Below are 19,881 nucleotides of genomic sequence, written 5' to 3'. Positions count from 1 at the left end.
TGTACTGAAACATCAACCCACTTAAGAAACCGATCGGTCTGTTCATTGTCAAAAAAAATTACTGTTGTCTAACCTCTGTGTTCAAGTAATGCGTCAAATATTGAATCACCACACTCACAGCCTGTTCATTCTCCGACAGCTTACTCATCATGAGCGCCCCTTCAAACGCCGCTATGAGAAAAATGGCGGTCTCAGCTGCATTCACATCTTTTTTTATTTCATTCACGCTCTTGCCGTATTCAATAATCTCAGCTATCCTAGCTTGGAATTTATCCATGGACATACTAGCCTTCTGTTTCAAGGAAGGGTGTGCATCATCGGATTCAATAGCAGCATTCATTATAGCGCAACCGCCCGGTAACGGAATTCCTCGGAACAGATCCTGAACGACGGTTACGATGGCAATCAATTGGTCGACAGAATGAGAATCTGCAGAAACAACGTGATCGATGTGTAACCTGATCTCCTTAACACAATAGCTGAACACTGTGCTAATAATCTCATCTTTACTCTCAAAATGGTTGTAAATTCCGCCTTTCTTCAGACCGGTTACCTCCATGATCTCGGAAAGTGAGGAGGCGTAAAATCCTCTCTGATTGAGTACCTTTGAAGCCTTCTCGATTATGTGCTCCTTGGTTAGATCACCTTTTCTCACGTTCACACCCCAGTCAAGACCGATCGGTCTTTTTGGTACATTGTACTCCTTGTGCTGAGAAAATACAATGGTTAAATCGAAGAATTGTCCAAAACCATTCCATATCTCACTTCTTCCGAATCTATCTCGAATCCGATCCCCCTATAGAGCTGTAATGCAGACTCATTCTCAGCTTCGACCTGCAATTCAGCCACCGTGCAGTTATGATCCTTCAGATAGAGAAGAGCTTGGGTAAGCATGTACTTTGCTATGCCTTGCTTCCTCCATGGTTCTCTAACAAGAACATCCTCGATTTGACCTGCTCCATCTTGCTCCCTCTTCCATACCATCGTGCTGCCAATGAGCCTATTTTGTTCCCGAACGGTCAATGTTGTCCATATCGGCTTCTGACGATAATTAATAAGACGTTCCCGTTGAATACGTGCATCTGGCCATATCTCGGCATCAATCTCCATGTACTCCTGCACATCTTCATTCGTCGGCATATCCCATAGCATAAAGCGGTAAGGAGCTTTCAGAGTCATAGGATCAATTGGTTCTTCAAGATCTCGGCTCATTGAGTACAAACTTTTCAAATACTTATATCCTTGATTAACAAAAAAAGCATTATTAGGTTCTTCCGTGGACACATTGCCTACACAAATCATAGTCCTGTACTCGCTCGGTAATTGATCTCTTAACTCTAATGCTCTATGAACAAGTTTATTGTAAACGAGATTGTAAAGTACGGTATCCTTCTCTCGGTCCGGGACAACCTTCAGATTCACGTAGATTTTATGCGTGGGATCATCTGCTATAAGGTCAACTGCAGCTTTGCTGACTACTGCCACTTGCCCTTTGGCAACCATCCAACCATTCTCGAAAGCACAGTAAACGTTGATCCAATTCTCTTGGGGCCCTATCCACCAAAAAACTGTATTCTTGTCGGCTGTTACGGATTGATGGAATGCCCCTAACAAAGATCTGTCCTTTTCCTCAAAGCTACGAACTTCAATTTGTTGTAACATCTTACAGGCTCAGCTCCAATTCTAGAATCTACTTAACATCCTAACTCCTATACGGGATGACCTGGAAGAGAAAGATTGGATATAACTCTATAATCCGCTTGATTAGCAAACAGTCATTCCTTTTAAACCTCAAATCGGCTAATCTAAACTTGAAACTCAGGAGAAGGAGTGCATATTGCCATGAAAAAACCTAACATATTGTTAATCACAAGCGATCAGCAGCACTGGAATACGCTGGGGGCTTTTAATCCGGAAATCTCTACGCCGCATCTGGACAGGTTGGGCCGAGAAGGAACTACTTTTACTAGAGCCTACTGCCCCAATCCTACATGCACCCCCACTCGGGCATCGATTATTACAGGCACATATCCTAGTCAACATGGTGCATGGACTCTAGGAACAAAGCTGCTCGAAGATCGTCATACGGTCGGTGAAGATTTCATTGCAGGGGGCTATCGGACCGCACTTGTCGGCAAAGCGCACTTTCAGCCATTAAGATCTACAGAAACTTACTCTTCCATAGAATCCTATCCGCTAATGCATGACCTGGATTACTGGAGAGCATTCGATGAGACATTCTACGGATTCGACCATGTGGAGCTTGCCCGTAATCATACGAATGAAGCTCACGTAGGTCAGCATTATGCATTGTGGTTGGAGGAAAAAGGATGTGCAAACTGGAGAGATTATTACTTGGCTCCAACAGGAACGATGGACCCCAAACAACGTCACAAATGGGCCATTCCTGAGGAGTTTCACTATGACACATGGATTGCGGAGAGAACGAATGCCTTGCTTACGCAATATAAAGATTCCGAGGAAAGTTTCTTTCTGTGGTCGAGCTTCTTCGATCCGCATCCGCCTTATCTGGTACCGGAGCCATGGGACACGATGTATGATCCTAATCAGCTCACAATACCCAAGATAACACCAGGGGAACATGAGAAGAACCCTCCGCATTTAAAGATGACACAACAAGCAGACCCGGACTTCTCCTCTTATAAAGAGACCGGTTTCGGCATACACGGCTACCATTCGCATCTCAAAATCACCGAAGAGGAACACAAAAAACAGGTCGCAACTTACTATGCCATGACCAGCTTAATGGATAAGTACATTGGGTCCATCTTGACTAAGCTAGAAGAGCTTGGACTTGCGGACAACACCATTGTCGTCTTTACTACGGATCACGGTCATTTCTTCGGGCAGCATGGATTGCAGGCCAAAGGTGGGTTCCATTATGAGGACTTGATCAAACTCCCCTTTATCGTCCGTTATCCCGGCCATGTGCCGGCAGGGATCACTTGTGATTCCATTCAGTCTTTGGTGGATCTCGCTCCGACGTTTCTTAGCTTTGCAGGGTTGCCTATCCCAGGCAGTATGACGGGTCTAGATCAGAGTAAGGTGTGGCTAGGCACGCAAAGTGAAGCGCGCGACCATGCCATCTGCGAGTTTCGTCATGAACCCACTACGATTCACCAGAAAACCTACGTCAATAAGCGATACAAGCTTACCGTTTACTATAACCAGGCGTACGGTGAATTGTTCGATCTGCAGGAAGATCCGGGTGAGCTCAACAATCTATGGGATGATGCCGACTCAGCTGAGCTCAAATCAGAGCTGCTGCTCAAGTTCATGTGGGCCGAGCTTGGCAAGGAGGCAATGCCAATGCCTCGAATTTCGGGGGCCTGACAGTAGGGGATTCCAACAAAGAAAAGATACATGATTATAACCAAAAAATCTGTAGTTACAGTATGGCAGACAAGCAATGGAACTATTAATTCATTTGTTCCAAGAACAGCATCATTGCCATGAAATTAAACTCAGTCATAGGCGTAACAATGAAATAGCTTCGAAATTATATGATTCTATGGGATTTGAAATTATTAGTTCCGATGAAGCAATCACGCGTAGTTTAAAGTTATGAATCTCCTGTTTGCGAAGGTAAAGAGCATTCGGAATTGTCTGAGTATGTGCAATTAGTGGAATATTCTGAGGTGAACCATCAAGTTACAATCGGAATGTTGCAGAAATTCAAGGAATGGCTTGATAAACATTTGGTTATTAAGGAACCCAAGTAGTAACTATCTTTCAGCTGTTTTTCGTTACTACTCAGGTCCTAAATCTAAGGCTTAACCTTGCAAACTCTCATAAGCCCGAATGAACGCTGTCGCCATGCTCCGATCAATCCCGGCCTTCAAGCTCCCTTTGAGCCCATATTCCTCTGCGGAGCCTTCTGCTTCGTAACCGCCTTCCGCGATGATCTTATCATCCGGGATGTAAGCCGTCGCGTCGGCGTATCCGAAGAACATCAAGGTGACGTCCGGGAACAACTGCACAAGCTTGTGTTTCACTTCATAGCAAGGTTCCCCGCCCATATAGGCAATATATAGATTCCTGCTCAAACGCACCAAGCCTGCTGGCAGCGGGATATGATCCTCCATCTCATCATAATTTCGCAGCACCTTATTCGCCATACCAACTAGCCCTGGCCTGGAAGCAGGATCGCTCGCAATTTCCGCGAAGTGCTGCTTAGGATATGGATCAAGCTCGAGCCGGATATTGAATTGACACGCTGCCAAGTCTAGTACCACTGGCCTTAAAGCCCCTGGTGTTGAGCATAATCCTTTGATACGAAGCGTAATGGAGGCGGCCATCTCATTGACTTCATCATAGGTGCAAGTAATGAAAGAACCACCGTATGCGGTAGCCTTTGGCCGGCTATTCCCTCCCGCCCCTTGGAAAAAGATGCCCATCGCCCCGAAGTATTCCGTCTCCAACAAGTGGCAAATACGGCCTGGGAAATCTCCTGACAAATATAAGGTATCCCTTACCGTTACAGGATGGCATGCATAATTGAATAAAATTACTTTCGTCCGACCATTGGCATCCAGTACCCGCAAGACGTGTATGCGATCATCCTTTTCACCTTCGGGATTAGGCTTATTCAGCATCTCACCATTCACGAGCGACCTGCGGTTGATATTCCAATCCCCGTCAACGCTGCCATGCTCCAATGTCCCTTCGAACAGGTTCACCATCGTACGCGCGATGCAGCTCTTGATTCGAGCGAACAGAAAAGCTTCATACTCTTCCGAATGCTGGCTCTCATCGTCGTAGCCCACAACAGCTGGCCCGCCATGCGTGTGGCTGTAGCTGAGAAATAGCTGATCGGGTGCAAGCTCGTACTGCTGTCCTACCCATTCCTGTAATTGGCGAGTCAATGAGTAGTCATGGAAAAGCAGGTCCAAAGATACGAATAACAGCGGATTACAGCCATCATCTACAAAAAGTGCACGCACATACAAATCATCATGGATTCCTTGAAATGGTTTATTGAAGAACGATCCGTATCCACCCATAAATGTGAGCAGATCCGGTGTCACGATATCTTTGGCTGCTCCAAAACGCATGCGAAGCTCCTCCTCGCTATTACTTATGATGCACAGGTTGTCCAGGTATGCGATCTGGCCAGTTGGCGACGCAAATGTACTCAAAGTCCTCATCCGAAATACAGGTTGCCTGGTGCTCCACATCTCTAGGGATATAGACGACATCGCCGAATCCTACCTCTTGAACGGTATCTCCTAATCTCAAGCTTGCGCGTCCGCCCATAATAATGTATACCTCTTCTTCATCGTCATGATTACCGACTGTTGTCGATTGGTTTGTTTTGAGACGCACGTAATTGCTGGAAATGGTCTCGGCCTCATTTTCTTCCAGAAAGGTTACCCCTTCTCCTTCATACCCTGCCAGCTCGGAAAGCTTTTTTACAAATGCTTGATGCATCGGTTGTTCCTCCAATTAAGTTGATTTAGTTGAATACAACCTGAGTATAGCGTGATCCATAACGATGGAATACCCGACTTGATGACATCAATCACTGAAATATGTCTCATTCGTATCTTTTCAGTTTCAGTTGAAGTGAATGATCGGATCAATCGCTTGTCACTCCTCTAACTACTCTACTATAATGGATGTAAATGAACTGCCTAAAGGCGAGAAGGTGACTGTATTGAACAGCTTTACTTCAGAAAACTATAACATCAGAACCCGAATCGGCTCTTTGCTATTCGATATTTATCTGGACGATACTTTCCTGTCCGCACACGCCCCCCATCGCGCTAATCGGCATAACCACTCCATGATGGAGATTCATTTTATCGTGTCAGGCAAGGGAGTTCTGGTACTGAATCGAGAGGAAATAACGCTGAAGCCCAACCACTATTATGTCATCCCTGCTGGAGTGTATCATGCTATTCTTGCGGGTACGGATAAACTGGAGCCCTTATGCAAATATACGTTTCGCTTCGAATATGTAGAATTGAAGGAAACGGAATCGTACTATCCCGCTAGCGAGATCGAATCCTTGAGAACTTCCCTCAGCAATATCCAATATAGCGAAGCAGTGGACCATGACGGCAACCTATCTTTGCTGCAACAAATCATTCATGAACTTGAGACCCGTCCCCTAGGGTATTACGCCAAGCTTCAAGCTTATTTCAACCAAATTCTAATCCATGTGCTGCGATCTAATACGTCCTTACAGACGAGTGCTTACCATATCCCGAACCGAATCAGCGATGATCAGCGCAGTCATGTGATCGATACTTTCTTCGATCAGTATAATACGAATCTGACATTAGAGGACCTGGCCGACCTGCTCCACCTCAGCACCCGCCAAACGAATCGAATCATCAGGCAGCTGTACAACACGACCTTTCGTGACAAATTGGCAGATATTCGAATTGAAGAAGCCAAGGACAGGCTGCGGAACACCAATGATTCCGTCACTTTAATCGCAGAGCAGCTTGGCTTCGCCTCGCAATCCTTCTTCAGTACTTTGTTTAAGCGAAAAACAGGAATGACTCCCTTCAATTACCGTAAAAATAAAATTCCCGACAGATCGGTTCCATTCTAACTTGGAATCGATCTGTCGGGAATTTATTCATTTGGAGCTTGTGATGTGTGTCATATCATCGTGATCAACCCGGGTCCGGCATTGGGCTCACTCTCGGGCAAAACCTTAAATATGGATATCACTTCCACATCCCAAGTAAACGATCCATTGCCTGAGCTCTGTGACTGATAGCATTCTTCTCTTCCATAGTAAGCTGCGCCATCGTCTTCCCGTATGCGGGGACGAAGAACAGCGGATCATACCCAAAGCCATTCTCGCCAAGCGGCGTGTCGATGATCCACCCGTCGCTTGCACCCTCAGCGTGCAACGTCTCGCCGCTCGCGGGGTCGTGCACCGCGAGCGCGCACACGAAGCGCGCCGCGCTAAGCGCTCGCGCGCCCGCAGCAGCTAGCGCCTGCGCCGCCAAGAGATCGCCAGCCTCAGCTGGCGATCCCTTGGCGCTTGGCGCGCGCTGCACGCTCGGCTCGCCACGCTCGTCCGACGCCTCCGGCGACAACCGCAAGCTCTGCAGTTCCTGCAGCAGCTTGTGGTTGTTCGCCGTGTCGTCGGACGGCTCGCCAGCGTAGCGCGCCGAGTATACGCCGGGCGCTCCGCCGAGTGCGTCGACGCACAGGCCCGAGTCGTCGGCCAGCACCGGCAGGCCGAGCGCCTGCGCGATCGTGACGGCCTTCTTCTCGGCGTTGGCCGCGAAGGTGTCGCCATCCTCGACCACGTCAGGCATCGCGTCGTAGTCGGCGAGGCTCCGAACCGTCAAGCCCAGCTTGCCGAATCGATGAGCGAACTCCCTCACCTTGCCTGCATTGCGAGTCGCGATAACGAGTACACCCCCGTCAAGACTGAGCCGCATATTTGCCCCCGCCTACAATCGCAACAATCGGTCCAAGCACTTCTTTTTGCTTCTCAATCATTTGACCGATACCTAGTTCGGCCAAAGCTAACAGCTCATTTAACTCTTCGCGCGTGAACGGAGCTTCTTCCCCCGTACCTTGCACCTCTACAAACTTTCCTTGTCCAGTCATCACAACATTCATATCAACCTTAGCTTGGGAATCCTCGATATAATTAAGATCCAGACAAGCTTTTTCTTGAATTACACCTACACTGATAGAAGCCAGAAAATCAGTGATCGGAGAGGCCTTCAGCTTCTTCTCCAACATCAACTTGTTCACGGCAAAACAAAGAGCAACAAAAGCACCCGTAATCGAGGTTGTTCTTGTACCGCCGTCTGCCTGTATAACATCACAGTCAATCGTAATTGTCCGCTCTCCTAATGCATCCAATTGAATAACAGAACGCAATGCGCGTCCGATCAAACGTTGAATCTCCATGGTGCGTCCGCCGAGTTTGCCTTTGGCTGATTCCCGTTGATTCCGAACTTGAGTGGCTCGCGGCAGCATCGAATATTCTGCGTTGATCCAGCCCTTGCCTTGTCCTTTCATAAAAGGAGGTACCTTCTCCTCGATTGAAGCTGTGCAGATCACTTTGGTGTCGCCTACTTCAATCAGGACTGATCCTTCGGCATACTTAATATAATTGGGGGTAATCGCGATTGTACGCGGCTCCGAATAGTCTCTTCCGTCTGATCTCATTGTGTAATTCCTCCATCTTAGTTCCATGCAACCTTGTTTATTGTACGCTTAATCCCCTCATTCTACCAAAGTCCAACACGAAAAGCATTATTCCCAGTTAAAACTTGAGGCAAGGTCCTTGGCGGTTATGCTCAAGAGGCTCTTATTCATCGAAACATTCGCTCAAAAAAGCAGGCCGATATCCGTTTTCTGAAGCCCATTTCACTGCCGTCTCGAGCTTCTCCTTGAAGTCGGGTTGATAAGCCACCACGTAGTCCTGGTAAAAGTATTGCTCATGAACCATCAGCTCCAGGAATCCCGCCTCATGCGGATTCGCCCGAAGTTTTTCCAGATTTGGGACGATGTCTTCTTTTTTCGTCTGGTCCAATACCATATCAATTTTGCAGAAAACAATATCTTCACTATGATCCTTCCAGAAATCCCGTTTGTTCAAATGCTCAATGCAGGATTTGTCCAAATAATAGGAAACGGAAGGCTTATCCCCTGCAAACTTGAAATATCCTGCCAGTGCGCGAAAGCCGAATTGACGCAATGCCCTGCATCCTTCGCGAGTCGCTTCGCCCCAATGGATGGTCGTGCCGGTATCGAGCAATTCCTCTCCTGCAAAACGGACAATCTCGCGAGTCACTTGTTCACAATCCCGCATTATCTCCCCAGGCAGAGCATTCTTGTACGGCATACTAGGTTGCTCCTGCAAGGAGTGGAACGTCAGACGCAGCCAATGCGACTGAGCCTTCCATTCCTCCTTGAACTTGTCGGGCATCTGCGACAGATTGAACCCGTCGGTCTCATAAAAGAGGTTGAGATGCACCTTCGTCCCGTACTTGTCATTTAGCTCTTTATAAACGTTCAAGTACGGATTATCAAAAATTGAGCGGTAGGAGCCGCTGTTTGCGGCAATATCCCGTAAAAACCAAATGTTGTCGTCTACCGATAATCTGTATTTGTTAGTGGCATTTTTCAGCCAATACACCGTTACATTCTCATTATAGCCGGTTGTATTGTCCACGATTGTGATTGTATTCCGATAATCGGATAACCCGATTTCCGCGGTATATCCGTCATCGGCTCGCTCGGCTATTTTCCCATTTACAGTTAATCGGCTTCCTTCCGGACCCGCTAATCGGACCTGAATATACAAGCGCTCGTCTCTGATGCAGCCATCGAATTCGTTCAGCATGTCACCGTCCAATGGAAACAGCAGCACTGAAGATTCATTTGTTTGACGCCCCTCAATCATGACATCGACTCCTCATAGATAAATTGGATGAATTATCCTATAAGTAAGAGTATACAATAGTTCCCGGTCCCCATCATGTTAAAAATGCAGCTTTGACGGAATCCAAGGGCGAACTTCCAGCCACAGTCAAAGAGCCCGCCTCCCATAAGGAAACGAGCTCTTTTCTAATGTTCTCCTACTCTCGCTTGGTTCTCTATCTACATCTTAATTGCATTGACATTCGTCGGTTTCATAACCGGCTTATTGTAACTCTGATTGTCAGTCGAGGTTACAGTAGCATTCCCGTTCACCTTGATCTGGACCTTCGAGACACCCGCGTTCTCCGTCAACGATAGTACAACAGCTTCAATTCCAGCACTTGGAGCTTTCTTATCCGCACCTAATAACTTGTCGGTGAAGTTAACGGACATGACACCATCCACGGTCTCAAGCTTAGGGAGCTCCAGCGTTGATGCAAGCACGGATTGAAGCTTGGACTTGACGGTAGGTCCCAGAATAAGCTGTTCCATTACCGCTTTAGCTTTGTCGTCTGTTCGTTTCACCATCCGAGTGACGGGAACGTAGTACTTGGTCTTATCCGTAGTTTCACCTTGGAAATACAACGTGACTGGAGTTGATTGCCCGAATTCTGCGCCTTCTGCACGTTCTATATTGATGCCCATCGCCCGCGAAAGCTTCCCGTCAAGCGGCGTGCCTCCATTCGGCATTTCTTTTAGTACCTTGCCATCCATTAAGATCTGTACATTCTCCACACCCTCGAAGCTGGTTAATGTCCAGGTTATCGCTTCAAGAATTTTGCGTTCATCCTGCACCGCGTAATTTTTGAACTCTTTGGAGAAATCGACCGTGGCGGTCTTATCCCTAATATCCAACGGTTTAATCACAGTACCCTTCGGTAGAACAGCTGTGAAATCTTTGGGCAGTTGCCCCTTCGAAACACCATCCTCAACCATGAACTCCAATGATTTTTGGGCAATCCCGACTACCTTGGGCACGTTCATAGTAACTGGTGCGATAAAGCCGTTACGGTCTTTCAGATACAATGTGACTGCTTGCGTCGATCCTTGAACAGTTGCGCTTACGCTTAGGGCATCCCCCCGTGAATCCGTACTAGCAACGTTTTGTGGCGGGTCGATTTCACTTGATTTCAGCAGGGAACATCCGGAAGTTAGCAGAACAGTTACTCCTGCAATGGCTCCCCATTTCATCCAGTAGCTCGGCTTCATTGGAATCCTCCTTATGGTTTCTTTAGGACTAGGTACTACTATGTATACGAGCCTTCTGCCGATTTATAACTACTTTTTGTCCCATTTTGAGTCCGAGCTTTGTATAGGTTGTCCGATCTGAGACTTGTGTGTCTTCCGCTGAACAGAATGGAATTGGATAATTTTGACCGTAACATGTTATGCTTGTATATGAGGTATTAGAAAAGGATTAGAACTGGGGGTATCAGGGTGGAGAAATACAGTTTGAACAGTCAAAAGGTATCGGATGCGACTCAAGCCTGGTTATTAGAGCGAGGCGTCCACAGGGAAGAGATCGGAGAGCTGGTGATGTTCTTGCAGCAGCCTTATTTCCCGAATTTGACACAGGAAGAATGTCTGATTTCAGTAGATGCGGTCTTATCGAAGCGCGAGGTTCAGAACGCCATTTTAACCGGTATCCAGCTCGATATGCTCGCTGCAGAAGGCAAGCTGCTGCCCCCGCTTCAAGAAATGATCGAGAATGATGAGGGCTTATACGGCTGTGATGAAATATTAGCTTTGTCTATCGTCAATGTTTACGGTAGCATTGGTTTTACGAACTTTGGCTATATTGATAAGCTCAAGCCGGGGATCCTGAAACGGTTGAACGATAAGTCAACTGGGGAGACGCATACGTTTCTAGACGATATAGTTGGCGCAATCGCTGCGGCGGCGAGCAGCAGGATCGCACACCGGAAACAAGCCGAGAAGGAAACAGAGTTGGAAGCAAAAGGAAAAGAGCTGCGTTAACTTTGGCCCGCAATCACAACGTCCCCCAGTGAGAATCACTGGGGGACGTTGTGGCTAATGCAGATCCTTATGTTGAATGTGCCTGGTTTCCACTTGTATGGTCGTGTGGGTAATATTAAACCTGTTAGCCAAAACTTCAATGGCTGCCTGCAAAACCTGCTGGTTGTCTGCACCCTCACCTATAAGCAGATGGCAGCTAAAAGCATCCATCCCAGATGTCAGAGACCAAATATGCAAATCATGCACATTATCAACACCCTCTATGCTCAGTAGTGCTTCATGAACTTTGCTTTGATCTATTCGGTGCGGCGTGCCCTCCATCAGAATGTGTACGGAATGGGAGAGCACTCCCCAAGCTCCCTTCAGAATAAGCACAGCTACCAGTACACTTATTATAGGATCTGCTATATACCAACCGAATGCATACATGATAAGACCAGCAGCAATCGCTCCAAGTGACCCGAGCGCATCACCAATTACATGCAAATATGCGCTCCTCAGGTTGATGTTGTCTTTTACATTGCCCTTTCGAACAAGCGACCATGCGCTAACTATATTGGCGAACAAGCCTATAAGCGCAATGAGGATCATTCCTCCGCTGTTCACTTCTGGCGGCTCCTGCAATCGTCCGATCGCTTCCCAAATAATGAAGCCGGATACTCCCACTAAGGTTATCCCATTAACGAGAGCGGCGAGTATTTCGAAGCGGTAGTATCCATAGGTCTTGTCTGGAGACGGCGGCTTGGCGGCGAAACCTACAGCTAGTAAGCTGAGCAGCAAGGACGCCGTGTCGCTTAACATATGGCCGCTGTCGGATAAAAGGGCCAAGCTGCCCGTTATCCATCCACCGATGAATTCTACAAGCATGATGGTGGCTGTAATGATCAGGGCAATCGTTAAACCTTTGCGGGTCCCATCTGAGCCATGGTGATGATGGTGGTGGCCGTGGCCGTGGCTATGATCGTGACCGTGATCGTGATTATGGTCATGATCATGGTCATGACTGTGACCCTGTTCGTGACTGTGATCATGATGATCACAAGAATGATTGCTCTTTGCATTAAACTTGTTATTTGACTGAGAATCGTTTGTAGTCATGTTGGGTTACACCTCCGATAAATCTCACTATCATTATGTATGCATCAGAGCAAATGTATGTGGCATCAAATTTATAATATATGAATACTTGCTCATATATTCGTTATAACCCAGTTCACCCCTTTTGTCAATCACTAGAAACAATTGGAGCTATTACAGGGCAGCAATAGTGGGCGTTATGTTCATGATTTCCATCGGGACTTTTGATTGGTCGTCCGGAACCGGCCTTCACAAGCTGCCGAGAGCGGATGCCTTTGTTATGATCGTCACAGTAGGGACGGTTGTGGCTACCCATGACCTGTCCAAAGGTGTTCTGGCTGGTGTATTACTAAGCGCCTTATTTTTTGCATGGAAAATAGCCCGTATCCAAGTATCTCCTTACTTGTATAACGGAATCAAAACATACAGCGTCACACGCAGTGATTATCGATCTATCCGCTTCTCATGTATGGGATCAATCCGCTGTTAACGCAATAGGCAAAGTGATCGTTAAAAATAAACAGCTGGGAAAGACGGTACAGATCGAAGGATTAAACGAGGAGAGCAAGCTGCTTATCGAAAAAATGGGAATGAGCATGCTTCAGGGCCATTAAGCGAACCTATGAAATGCTCCATACGATACTCTAGAAAGTCAATTCGGTGTGACACTCTTCTGATAATTCAACAAAGTCTGAAGATGCATCCACCATTGGGCGAGCAAAAGGTATCTCTCAGGTACCTTTTGCTCTATTTTCTGCTTCCTCCTGACGCTATTTTAATTAGTTAAGTACCTCTTAGGCACCTATTTGGAGTTCCAACCACCATTTGGTGTCCGTTAGGTACCTCTCAGGTACCTAATGCTCTTTTTCTGCTCTCTCCTGACGCTATTTTGATTAGTTAAGTACCTCTCAGGCACCTATTCGGCGTTCCACCCACCTTTTGACGAGCAATAGGTACCTCACAGGTACATATTGCTCTATTTCTGCTCCCTCCCGACGCTATTTTGATTAGTTAAGTACCTCGCAAGTACCTATTCGGCGTTCCACCCACCTATTCGCATCCAATAGGTACCTTGCTGTGTTACTACTTAGGTATTACTCCATAAAAGCTCGTTTGCTCACCATGCTTGAAAAAGTGTGTGTTCGTGTTCGTGACTTTACTTAAACTGCAAAAGCTGCAGTTAATTTTCTGGGATCAGGACCTTTTACCAAATTAACTGCATTTCCTACCGTTAATCTTATGATGCCCGGCTTATCTAGGTAAAAGTCTAATTATTAACTGCAGCTTTTACAGTTATAATTCAAATATGCTGCGTTTGAGAGATATTAACTGCAGGTTTTGCAGTTACCTCTCACGCTTGTTTAGCTAGATATTCTGCATTTGCACCCTTTTACTTCCATAGACAACATCCACCTAAGTTGTAACCATCGCTGGTACCTATTGCTCTACTTCTCCTCCCTCTTGGCGCTATTTTGATTAGTTAAGTACCTCTCAGGCACCTATTCGGCGTTCCATCCACCATCTGGCGTCCGTTAGGTACCTCTCAGGTACCTAATGCTCTTTTTCTGCTCCCTCCTGACGCTATTTTGATTAGTTAAGTACCTCTTAGGCACCTATTCGGCGCTCCATCCACCATTTAGTGTCCGTTAGGTACCTCGCAGGTACCTATTGCTCCATTTCTGCTTCCTCCTGACGCTATTTTGATTAGTTAAGTACCTCTCAGGCACCTATTCGGCGTTTCATCCACCAATTCGCATCCGTTAGGTACCTCTCAGGTACCTATTGCTCTATTTTCTTCTCCCCCTGACGCATGCTCCTAGCAACACTTCTCCTGCTGTATGGCGGATTTCCGCTCTACAGCTTTACCAGAACAAAAAGCCGCGGACGAGGTCCACGGCTCTTCAAGCTAAGCATGCGATATTCGGGGCATCGGCATCGGTTCTTTGCCCATTTCCGCCCATATATATTTCATCAACAGTTCCGACTTCAGCTGGCCGTATCGTTCATCATCCCATACATTCCGCACTTCGCCCGGGTCCTCCTGCAGATCGAATAGTTCCCCGTAGGTCTGGTTGAAATATACCGTAATTTTGTACCGCTCGTTCACATAGGTTTTCTGATGAATCGTCGTCGGCTCGTGCCGGAACTCGCAAATAATATGATCTCTCGCCGCTAGCTTCGGATCAAGCCACACATGAGATTGATCCACTCCTGTCATCGCCCCTGGCACCGGCAAACCTGCGAATCGAAGAAACGTAGGCGCCAAATCCACGAGAGACTGCATCGATCCCGATACCGTGCCTGGCGGAATCTGATCCGGATAACGTACAATAAATGGAACGCGGATTAAATCCTCATAGTGGAACCCGCCCTTCGCTTGCAGGCCATGCTGCCCGAAGAAATGCCCGTGGTCTGTTGTGAAGACAACAATCGTATTGTCCGCAATTCCAAGCTCATCCAGCTTATCCAATATGCTTCCGATGTATTTGTCGGTAAAACTGACCATACCATAATAAACCGCAACAGCCTTCTTATGTTCCTCTTCAGTCATGTGCATATGAGAATGATAGCCGTGAATGCCATAGCCCGTCTCCTTATAAGCGGAGAAATCAGGACTTACCTCTTGCGTCATTCGGAAGTGAGGCGGATTAGCGTCATGCTCACCTGGAGATATTCTCGGGATCGTTAACTTGTCGGGATCATACATATCTTCCCACGGTTCCGGTGCCAAATATGGTGGATGCGGATCAGGGAAGCTTGCCCACATGAAGAACGAATCTCCGTTTTGAGTGTATTGTTCCATCAGTTGATTGGTCCGTTCCGCTATAAACGTATTATAGTGATATTCCTCCGGAATCGGCCAATGAAATTGCTGCTTCTCGTCCATTGTCCCAATTGGTGGTGTGAAATAGTCTCGCCAATTGTCGCAGCCCTTTTCTTCCATCCACAGCGCATAGTGCTGTCCAACAAGCCACTCGTTCGCATGATTCCTCACCATTTCTGCACGCTCAAAACCGTAGTAAGGCCCCGTAAACGTCTTCCAAAAATCGAAATCATGCAGCTTCCCCCGCCCTTCAAGCGAAAGATATTGTTCCGTGGAGCCTATTGGGTGGAAGTGCGCCTTCCCAATCAAGGCTGTCCGGTAATTCTCCTCACGGAGAAGATCGCCCACGGTAACACGGTCCTCCAACAGCTTGGTACCCAATGTCCAAGCTCCGTGTTGGCTCGGATACATGCCCGTGATAATGGAAGCCCGTGTTGGCGTACAAGTGGGATTGGGGCAGTACGCCCGATCAAAGGTCGTTCCTTCCCTCACCAGTCTGTCCAGATTGGGTGTCGAAATTTCCGGGTTAAAGGCTCCTATTGTGTTCCAATGCTGTTGATCACTCGTGATCAACACAATATTGGGTTTGTTCATTCTGCAGGCTTCTCCTCTCTCGGCATCACTTGTCCAGGAACGGATATATTCAACGATGCGAATGCGGGTTTACCTTGGCCTGCCGTCCCAGCTAACCCGACCTGCCCCGCTCCGGATACGGGCTCGCGTGAACCATCCGTTGCAGGGTCCGAATATCGGACGAACCAATCATCGAGCTGAGACTTCATCACAGACAGCTTGTCGCCGTAAAAGGGGTCCATTGCCAGGTTCCTGCATTCTCCAGGATCGTTCGCCAAGTCGTATAATTCATGAGGTCCATACGGATATCGATGAATATATTTCCAAGTTTTACTGCGAACCATACGAACCGGTCCATATTCGTCATAGATTACCACATGCTCTCTCTCCTCCATGTCTTCGCCTTCCAACAACTGCAGGAAGCTCGATCCCGGAAGCTTGTCGGCTCCAGGATTGTCGATACCTGCATAGGCAAGCAACGTCGGCATGAAATCGTAACCGCTGACCATTGCCTCACTCACCTCACCGCTTGGAATACGTCCAGGATGGCTGAAGATGGCTGGAACCTTAACAGAGGTGTCATACATATTGAGAGGGAATGTCCCGTTGCCCTTCCCCCAAAAGCCGTGTTGGCCGCAGCTGAACCCATTGTCACTCATAAAACAAACGAGCGTATTTCCTCCCATTCCCAGTTCATCCAGTTTGTCAAGAATACGGCCAATCTGGCTATCCATTGCTGTGATCGCTGCATAATAGCCTTTCAGATTGGCTCTGTAATCGCTGCCCCATGGCGGGTTGGGGATCATCCACGGATGCGGCGTCTCCTGCTTGCTCGATTCAAAGGGACAATCCTCATACATGTCTATGAACTTCTGCGGATGATTGTTAATCCAAGGGCTGTGCGGCGCTGTATAGTGAACGCTAAGATAAAATGGCCGATCGGTACCGCTCTGCCGATCGATGAAGGCAAGCGCATCGTCTGTAATGACATCTGTGATATAACGGGGTTCGATGTATGGAACACCGTCTCGAATCATTGGAGCATTATAGTACGGACTTCCCCCTGTCTGGTGAGCGAACCAATGTGAGAATCCGTTAGGAGGTACGCTGTTATCACCGAGATGCCATTTACCACTGAGTCCGCATTCATATCCATGCTGCGCTAACAGCTCGACGTAAGTGGTTTGTCCCTCCAAATAACGAATCGCTTGCTCGCCCATGTTGCCCTCACGAATCCAATCATGAACACCGTGCTGCGAAGGAATGCGACCCGTCACCAAAGAGGCCCGTGCAGGGGAGCATACAGGTGATGTGCAAAAAAAGTTGTCAAACCGCATACCACTTGCCGCTAATCGATCCAGATTCGGTGTGCTGATTTCCCGATTGCCCGCGCACCCCATCGCCCATGCTCCTTGATCATCCGACAACAAGAATACGATATTCGGCCGCACTGCGTGCTGCTTCATGCCAACAACCTCCTAAGAAAGATACGGGGGGAGGCTTATCAGCCGCCCCCTTTCGAATCTTATTTATTTTCCTTGTAAGCCTTCGTAACCTCTTCCAAGATTTTGTTGCCGCCCTGCTCACGCCATTTGCGGGAGAGCTCCGCTGTACCTTTCTCAATATCTATCTTTCCAGTCAGCATGTTCATAAAGTATTGGCTGTACAATTCATTCACGACACCGCCGAATTCTGTCTCTGCCGCAGTTGTGATATTGACTAAGTTCGGCATTAAATACTTAGACGCGATGTTAACCGATTCCTTCGCGCGATCCGCCTGAAGTTCTGTTTGCGGCAAATAATTTTGGGTCAGCGGCCACATGACGCTCCCCCATGCCAGCGGATGCGCCCAGCCGTTAGATGCAAAGCTATCCTTTGCCCTTTCAGCCTCGTTGTAGACGATTTGGTCACCCTGCTTCGTGTAATGCACATTCTCAATCCCCAGCTCAAGCAATTTTCGACCTTCACTAGATAGCATGAACTCGATAAATTTAGCAGCTTTTTCTGGATTTTTGGAATCCTTGGTGATGGCTGTAAACAACCCGTTTTTCTGTACTCCGATCATGCCTGCTTTGCCATCAGGACCAACGGGCGGAGCCATATAACCAAGCTTACCCTTCGGGCTCACCTTTTGCAGACTAGTCTCGATTCGATTCACATGCCGGAACAGGTTGATATCCATCATTCCTGCTTTGCCTTGATAAAACTTCTGCTCCTTCATCTGGATGTCGTTCAGCATGAATTCCGGCTCAATGAGCTTCTCATCCCACAGCTTTTTGATATAAGTCATCCCCTTCTTGAATGCAGGATGCTCAAACTTCGGGATCACGTTCTTGTTGTCATCAAGCGCCCAGTCTCCATAAGGCATGCCATACCCGTAAAATACGAAGTCAAAACCGGCCGGCACCGGCTTTCTGGATGTAAAACCATAACTATCGTTTTTTCCGTTCTTGTCGGGGTCTTGTGTGGCAATTGCCTTCATCACATTATACAATTCGTCCAAATCTTTTGGAGGCTTCAAACCAAGCTCATCCAGCCAATCTGCACGGTATCCAAGCATGTAATTGGATTTTTCGCTCTCTATAAAAGGATACCCGTAATACTTGCCGTCCACAGCCGTCCAGGACAACTTGCTCTCCAGCTTCTGCTTCACAGTCGGCATTGAGCCCAAGTAGTCGTTAATCGGAAGCACCAGACCTTCTTTGATCCATTGGGACAACGAATTGGATGGATAGTTGATCGTTACCACGTCTGGAAGATCGCCCGTCGCCATCGCCACGTTTATTTTGTCATAGGCATTCTCCGGCACAACCTTGAGGACCAGATCGATCCCCAGCCTTTTGTTAATCTCAGCGATAATGCGATCGTCAGGCTTGACACCGGCGGCAGCCACGTCGCCTGTTGTCATGAATACGAGCTTGGCAGGCACGTCGCTCTTGCCATTTTCTCCCGCAGGAGCAGAAGAATCGGAGCTGCTTCCGCACGCGGCAAGCAGGGGAACCATCATAGTTGTTGTCATCAAGCCAACGAGCATCGTTTTATTAACAGATTTCATATCAGCCCTCCATATATGCATCTTTGGGAGCATGTCCCACTTTTATTCTTTGACAGCCCCGAGCGTAACGCCTTGCACGAAATATCTTTGGAAAAACGGGTAAATCAGCAGGACTGGAATTGTGGAAATCATTACAGAAGCCATCTTGATCGATTGGCCTAGCAAAAAAGGATTGTCTCCGCCGCTCTGATAACTCGCTTCATTCTCCATTAGCATGGCGCGAAGGAAAAGCTGCAAAGGCCATTTATCTTTGTCCGTAATGTACATCACCGCTGTAAAAAATTCATTCCAACGGTTCACCGCATAGAACAACCCAATAGTTGCAATGGCCGGCATCGATAGAGGAATGACGATTCGGACCAAAACTCCAACGTCATTGCAGCCGTCTATTTTCGCCGATTCCTCCAAGCTTTCCGGAACGGATAAGAAGAAATTACGCATAATGATCAGATTATAGGTACTGAGCGCGGTAGGAATAATGAGAGACCAGACCGAGTTCAACAAACCGAATTGTTTGACGACAATATATGTTGGAATTAGCCCCCCGCTGAACATCATGGTGAATACAATCAGGAATAGGACAACCCGCTTCCCCTTCAAGTTTTTCTTAGATAGCGCGTAGGCGGCCAGGATCGTGACGATCATACTGATTAATGTTCCTACCACCGTTATAAAAAAACTTACACCGTAAGATGACCAGAGCTCCTTCATTTTGAAAATATAAGCATAGGCTTCCCATGTAATCGTTTTCGGAAACAGATGCACAGTAGAGGCCAAGCTTTCTTCAAGCGGAATAATGGACACAATGAAGGAATCCCAAAACGGATACAACGTAATAAAAGCCAACAGAGCAAGAACAACGTAATTACAGACATCAAATACTTTTGAAGCCAAGCCGCGGTTCATTCAATCCCTCCTAAAACATTTGCTCAGCAAATGTACTTCA

General features: G+C 47.4%; 18 protein-coding genes and 1 pseudogene. 6 read left to right on the top strand and 13 right to left on the bottom strand.

Annotated elements, in window-relative coordinates; translation table 11 throughout:
- Nucleotides 1-58 precede the first annotated feature (58 nt).
- Nucleotides 59-655 (bottom strand): TetR/AcrR family transcriptional regulator, encoded by a 597-nt coding sequence (locus AC58QD_RS09410; protein WP_497332400.1) that lies wholly within the window; start codon nucleotides 653-655, stop codon nucleotides 59-61.
- Between the two features lie 71 nt (nucleotides 656-726).
- Nucleotides 727-1,662, bottom strand: a complete 936-nt coding sequence (locus AC58QD_RS09405) for a GNAT family N-acetyltransferase (RefSeq protein WP_497332398.1) — start codon at nucleotides 1,660-1,662, stop codon at nucleotides 727-729.
- Between the two features lie 180 nt (nucleotides 1,663-1,842).
- Between AC58QD_RS09405 and AC58QD_RS09400 the strand changes: the two genes are divergently transcribed.
- Nucleotides 1,843-3,354 (top strand): sulfatase family protein, encoded by a 1,512-nt coding sequence (locus AC58QD_RS09400; RefSeq protein ID WP_497332396.1) that lies wholly within the window; start codon nucleotides 1,843-1,845, stop codon nucleotides 3,352-3,354.
- 73 nt (nucleotides 3,355-3,427) lie between these two features.
- Nucleotides 3,428-3,589: pseudogene (locus tag AC58QD_RS09395) on the top strand (N-acetyltransferase); the annotation flags it as partial.
- A gap of 205 nt (nucleotides 3,590-3,794) precedes the next feature.
- Here the strand turns inward: AC58QD_RS09395 and AC58QD_RS09390 are convergent.
- Both AC58QD_RS09390 and AC58QD_RS09385 read right to left on the bottom strand, forming a co-directional pair.
- Complete coding sequence (locus AC58QD_RS09390) at nucleotides 3,795-5,075, bottom strand: neutral/alkaline non-lysosomal ceramidase N-terminal domain-containing protein (protein ID WP_497332394.1); 1,281 nt, start codon at nucleotides 5,073-5,075, stop codon at nucleotides 3,795-3,797.
- Between the two features lie 19 nt (nucleotides 5,076-5,094).
- Entirely contained in the window at nucleotides 5,095-5,451 is a 357-nt protein-coding gene (locus tag AC58QD_RS09385; protein WP_497332392.1) for a cupin domain-containing protein, read from the bottom strand.
- 139 nt (nucleotides 5,452-5,590) lie between these two features.
- On the opposite strand from AC58QD_RS09385, the gene AC58QD_RS09380 reads away from it, so the two are divergent.
- Entirely contained in the window at nucleotides 5,591-6,583 is a 993-nt protein-coding gene (locus AC58QD_RS09380; protein WP_497332390.1) for an AraC family transcriptional regulator, read from the top strand.
- A gap of 118 nt (nucleotides 6,584-6,701) precedes the next feature.
- Here the strand turns inward: AC58QD_RS09380 and AC58QD_RS09375 are convergent, their stop codons facing one another.
- The 4 genes from AC58QD_RS09375 to AC58QD_RS09360 form a co-directional block, all read right to left on the bottom strand.
- On the bottom strand, nucleotides 6,702-7,430 hold the full coding sequence (locus tag AC58QD_RS09375; RefSeq protein WP_497332388.1) for a non-canonical purine NTP pyrophosphatase: 729 nt from the start codon (nucleotides 7,428-7,430) through the stop codon (nucleotides 6,702-6,704).
- A complete protein-coding gene (rph, locus tag AC58QD_RS09370; RefSeq protein WP_497332386.1) occupies nucleotides 7,414-8,172 on the bottom strand; it encodes a ribonuclease PH in 759 nt (252 codons plus the stop codon). The genes AC58QD_RS09375 and rph overlap by 17 nt, the downstream gene beginning before the upstream one ends.
- Nucleotides 8,173-8,314: 142 nt before the next feature.
- Nucleotides 8,315-9,412 (bottom strand): hypothetical protein, encoded by a 1,098-nt coding sequence (locus AC58QD_RS09365; RefSeq protein WP_497332384.1) that lies wholly within the window; start codon nucleotides 9,410-9,412, stop codon nucleotides 8,315-8,317.
- 197 nt (nucleotides 9,413-9,609) lie between these two features.
- Nucleotides 9,610-10,638, bottom strand: a complete 1,029-nt coding sequence (locus AC58QD_RS09360) for a GerMN domain-containing protein (RefSeq protein ID WP_497332382.1) — start codon at nucleotides 10,636-10,638, stop codon at nucleotides 9,610-9,612.
- Nucleotides 10,639-10,866: 228 nt separating this feature from the next.
- On the opposite strand from AC58QD_RS09360, the gene AC58QD_RS09355 reads away from it, so the two are divergent.
- Nucleotides 10,867-11,406, top strand: coding sequence for a phosphatidylglycerophosphatase A family protein (locus AC58QD_RS09355; protein ID WP_497332380.1), 540 nt, complete (start codon nucleotides 10,867-10,869; stop codon nucleotides 11,404-11,406).
- A 54-nt stretch (nucleotides 11,407-11,460) separates the two neighbouring features.
- On the opposite strand, the gene AC58QD_RS09350 is transcribed toward AC58QD_RS09355, so the two are convergent.
- Entirely contained in the window at nucleotides 11,461-12,504 is a 1,044-nt protein-coding gene (locus AC58QD_RS09350) for a cation diffusion facilitator family transporter (protein WP_497332378.1), read from the bottom strand.
- A 184-nt stretch (nucleotides 12,505-12,688) separates the two neighbouring features.
- Between AC58QD_RS09350 and AC58QD_RS09345 the strand changes: the two genes are divergently transcribed.
- Both AC58QD_RS09345 and AC58QD_RS09340 read left to right on the top strand, forming a co-directional pair.
- The gene (locus AC58QD_RS09345; RefSeq protein ID WP_497332376.1) at nucleotides 12,689-12,973 is read left to right on the top strand and encodes a hypothetical protein; all 285 of its coding nucleotides are present in this window, start codon (nucleotides 12,689-12,691) and stop codon (nucleotides 12,971-12,973) included.
- A complete protein-coding gene (locus AC58QD_RS09340; RefSeq protein ID WP_497332374.1) occupies nucleotides 12,924-13,097 on the top strand; it encodes an STAS domain-containing protein in 174 nt (57 codons plus the stop codon). Before AC58QD_RS09345 ends, AC58QD_RS09340 begins: the two co-directional genes overlap by 50 nt.
- Nucleotides 13,098-14,389: 1,292 nt before the next feature.
- On the opposite strand, the gene AC58QD_RS09335 is transcribed toward AC58QD_RS09340, so the two are convergent.
- From AC58QD_RS09335 to AC58QD_RS09320, 4 genes are read right to left on the bottom strand one after another with little or no spacing between them, the layout of a single operon-like run.
- Nucleotides 14,390-15,901: a sulfatase family protein gene (locus AC58QD_RS09335; protein ID WP_497332372.1), complete on the bottom strand. Its 1,512-nt coding sequence runs from the start codon at nucleotides 15,899-15,901 to the stop codon at nucleotides 14,390-14,392.
- The gene (locus AC58QD_RS09330; protein ID WP_497332370.1) at nucleotides 15,898-17,346 is read right to left on the bottom strand and encodes a sulfatase family protein; all 1,449 of its coding nucleotides are present in this window, start codon (nucleotides 17,344-17,346) and stop codon (nucleotides 15,898-15,900) included. Before AC58QD_RS09330 ends, AC58QD_RS09335 begins: the two co-directional genes overlap by 4 nt.
- Nucleotides 17,347-17,405: 59 nt before the next feature.
- Nucleotides 17,406-18,935 (bottom strand): extracellular solute-binding protein, encoded by a 1,530-nt coding sequence (locus AC58QD_RS09325; protein WP_497332368.1) that lies wholly within the window; start codon nucleotides 18,933-18,935, stop codon nucleotides 17,406-17,408.
- Between the two features lie 42 nt (nucleotides 18,936-18,977).
- A complete protein-coding gene (locus AC58QD_RS09320; RefSeq protein ID WP_497332366.1) occupies nucleotides 18,978-19,841 on the bottom strand; it encodes a carbohydrate ABC transporter permease in 864 nt (287 codons plus the stop codon).
- Nucleotides 19,842-19,881 lie beyond the last annotated feature (40 nt).

Source organism: Paenibacillus sp. J2R1T-4, assembly GCF_059692235.1.
Note: the sequence above shows the minus strand (reverse complement) of the source record. Positions and strands in the feature narration are given on the sequence as shown.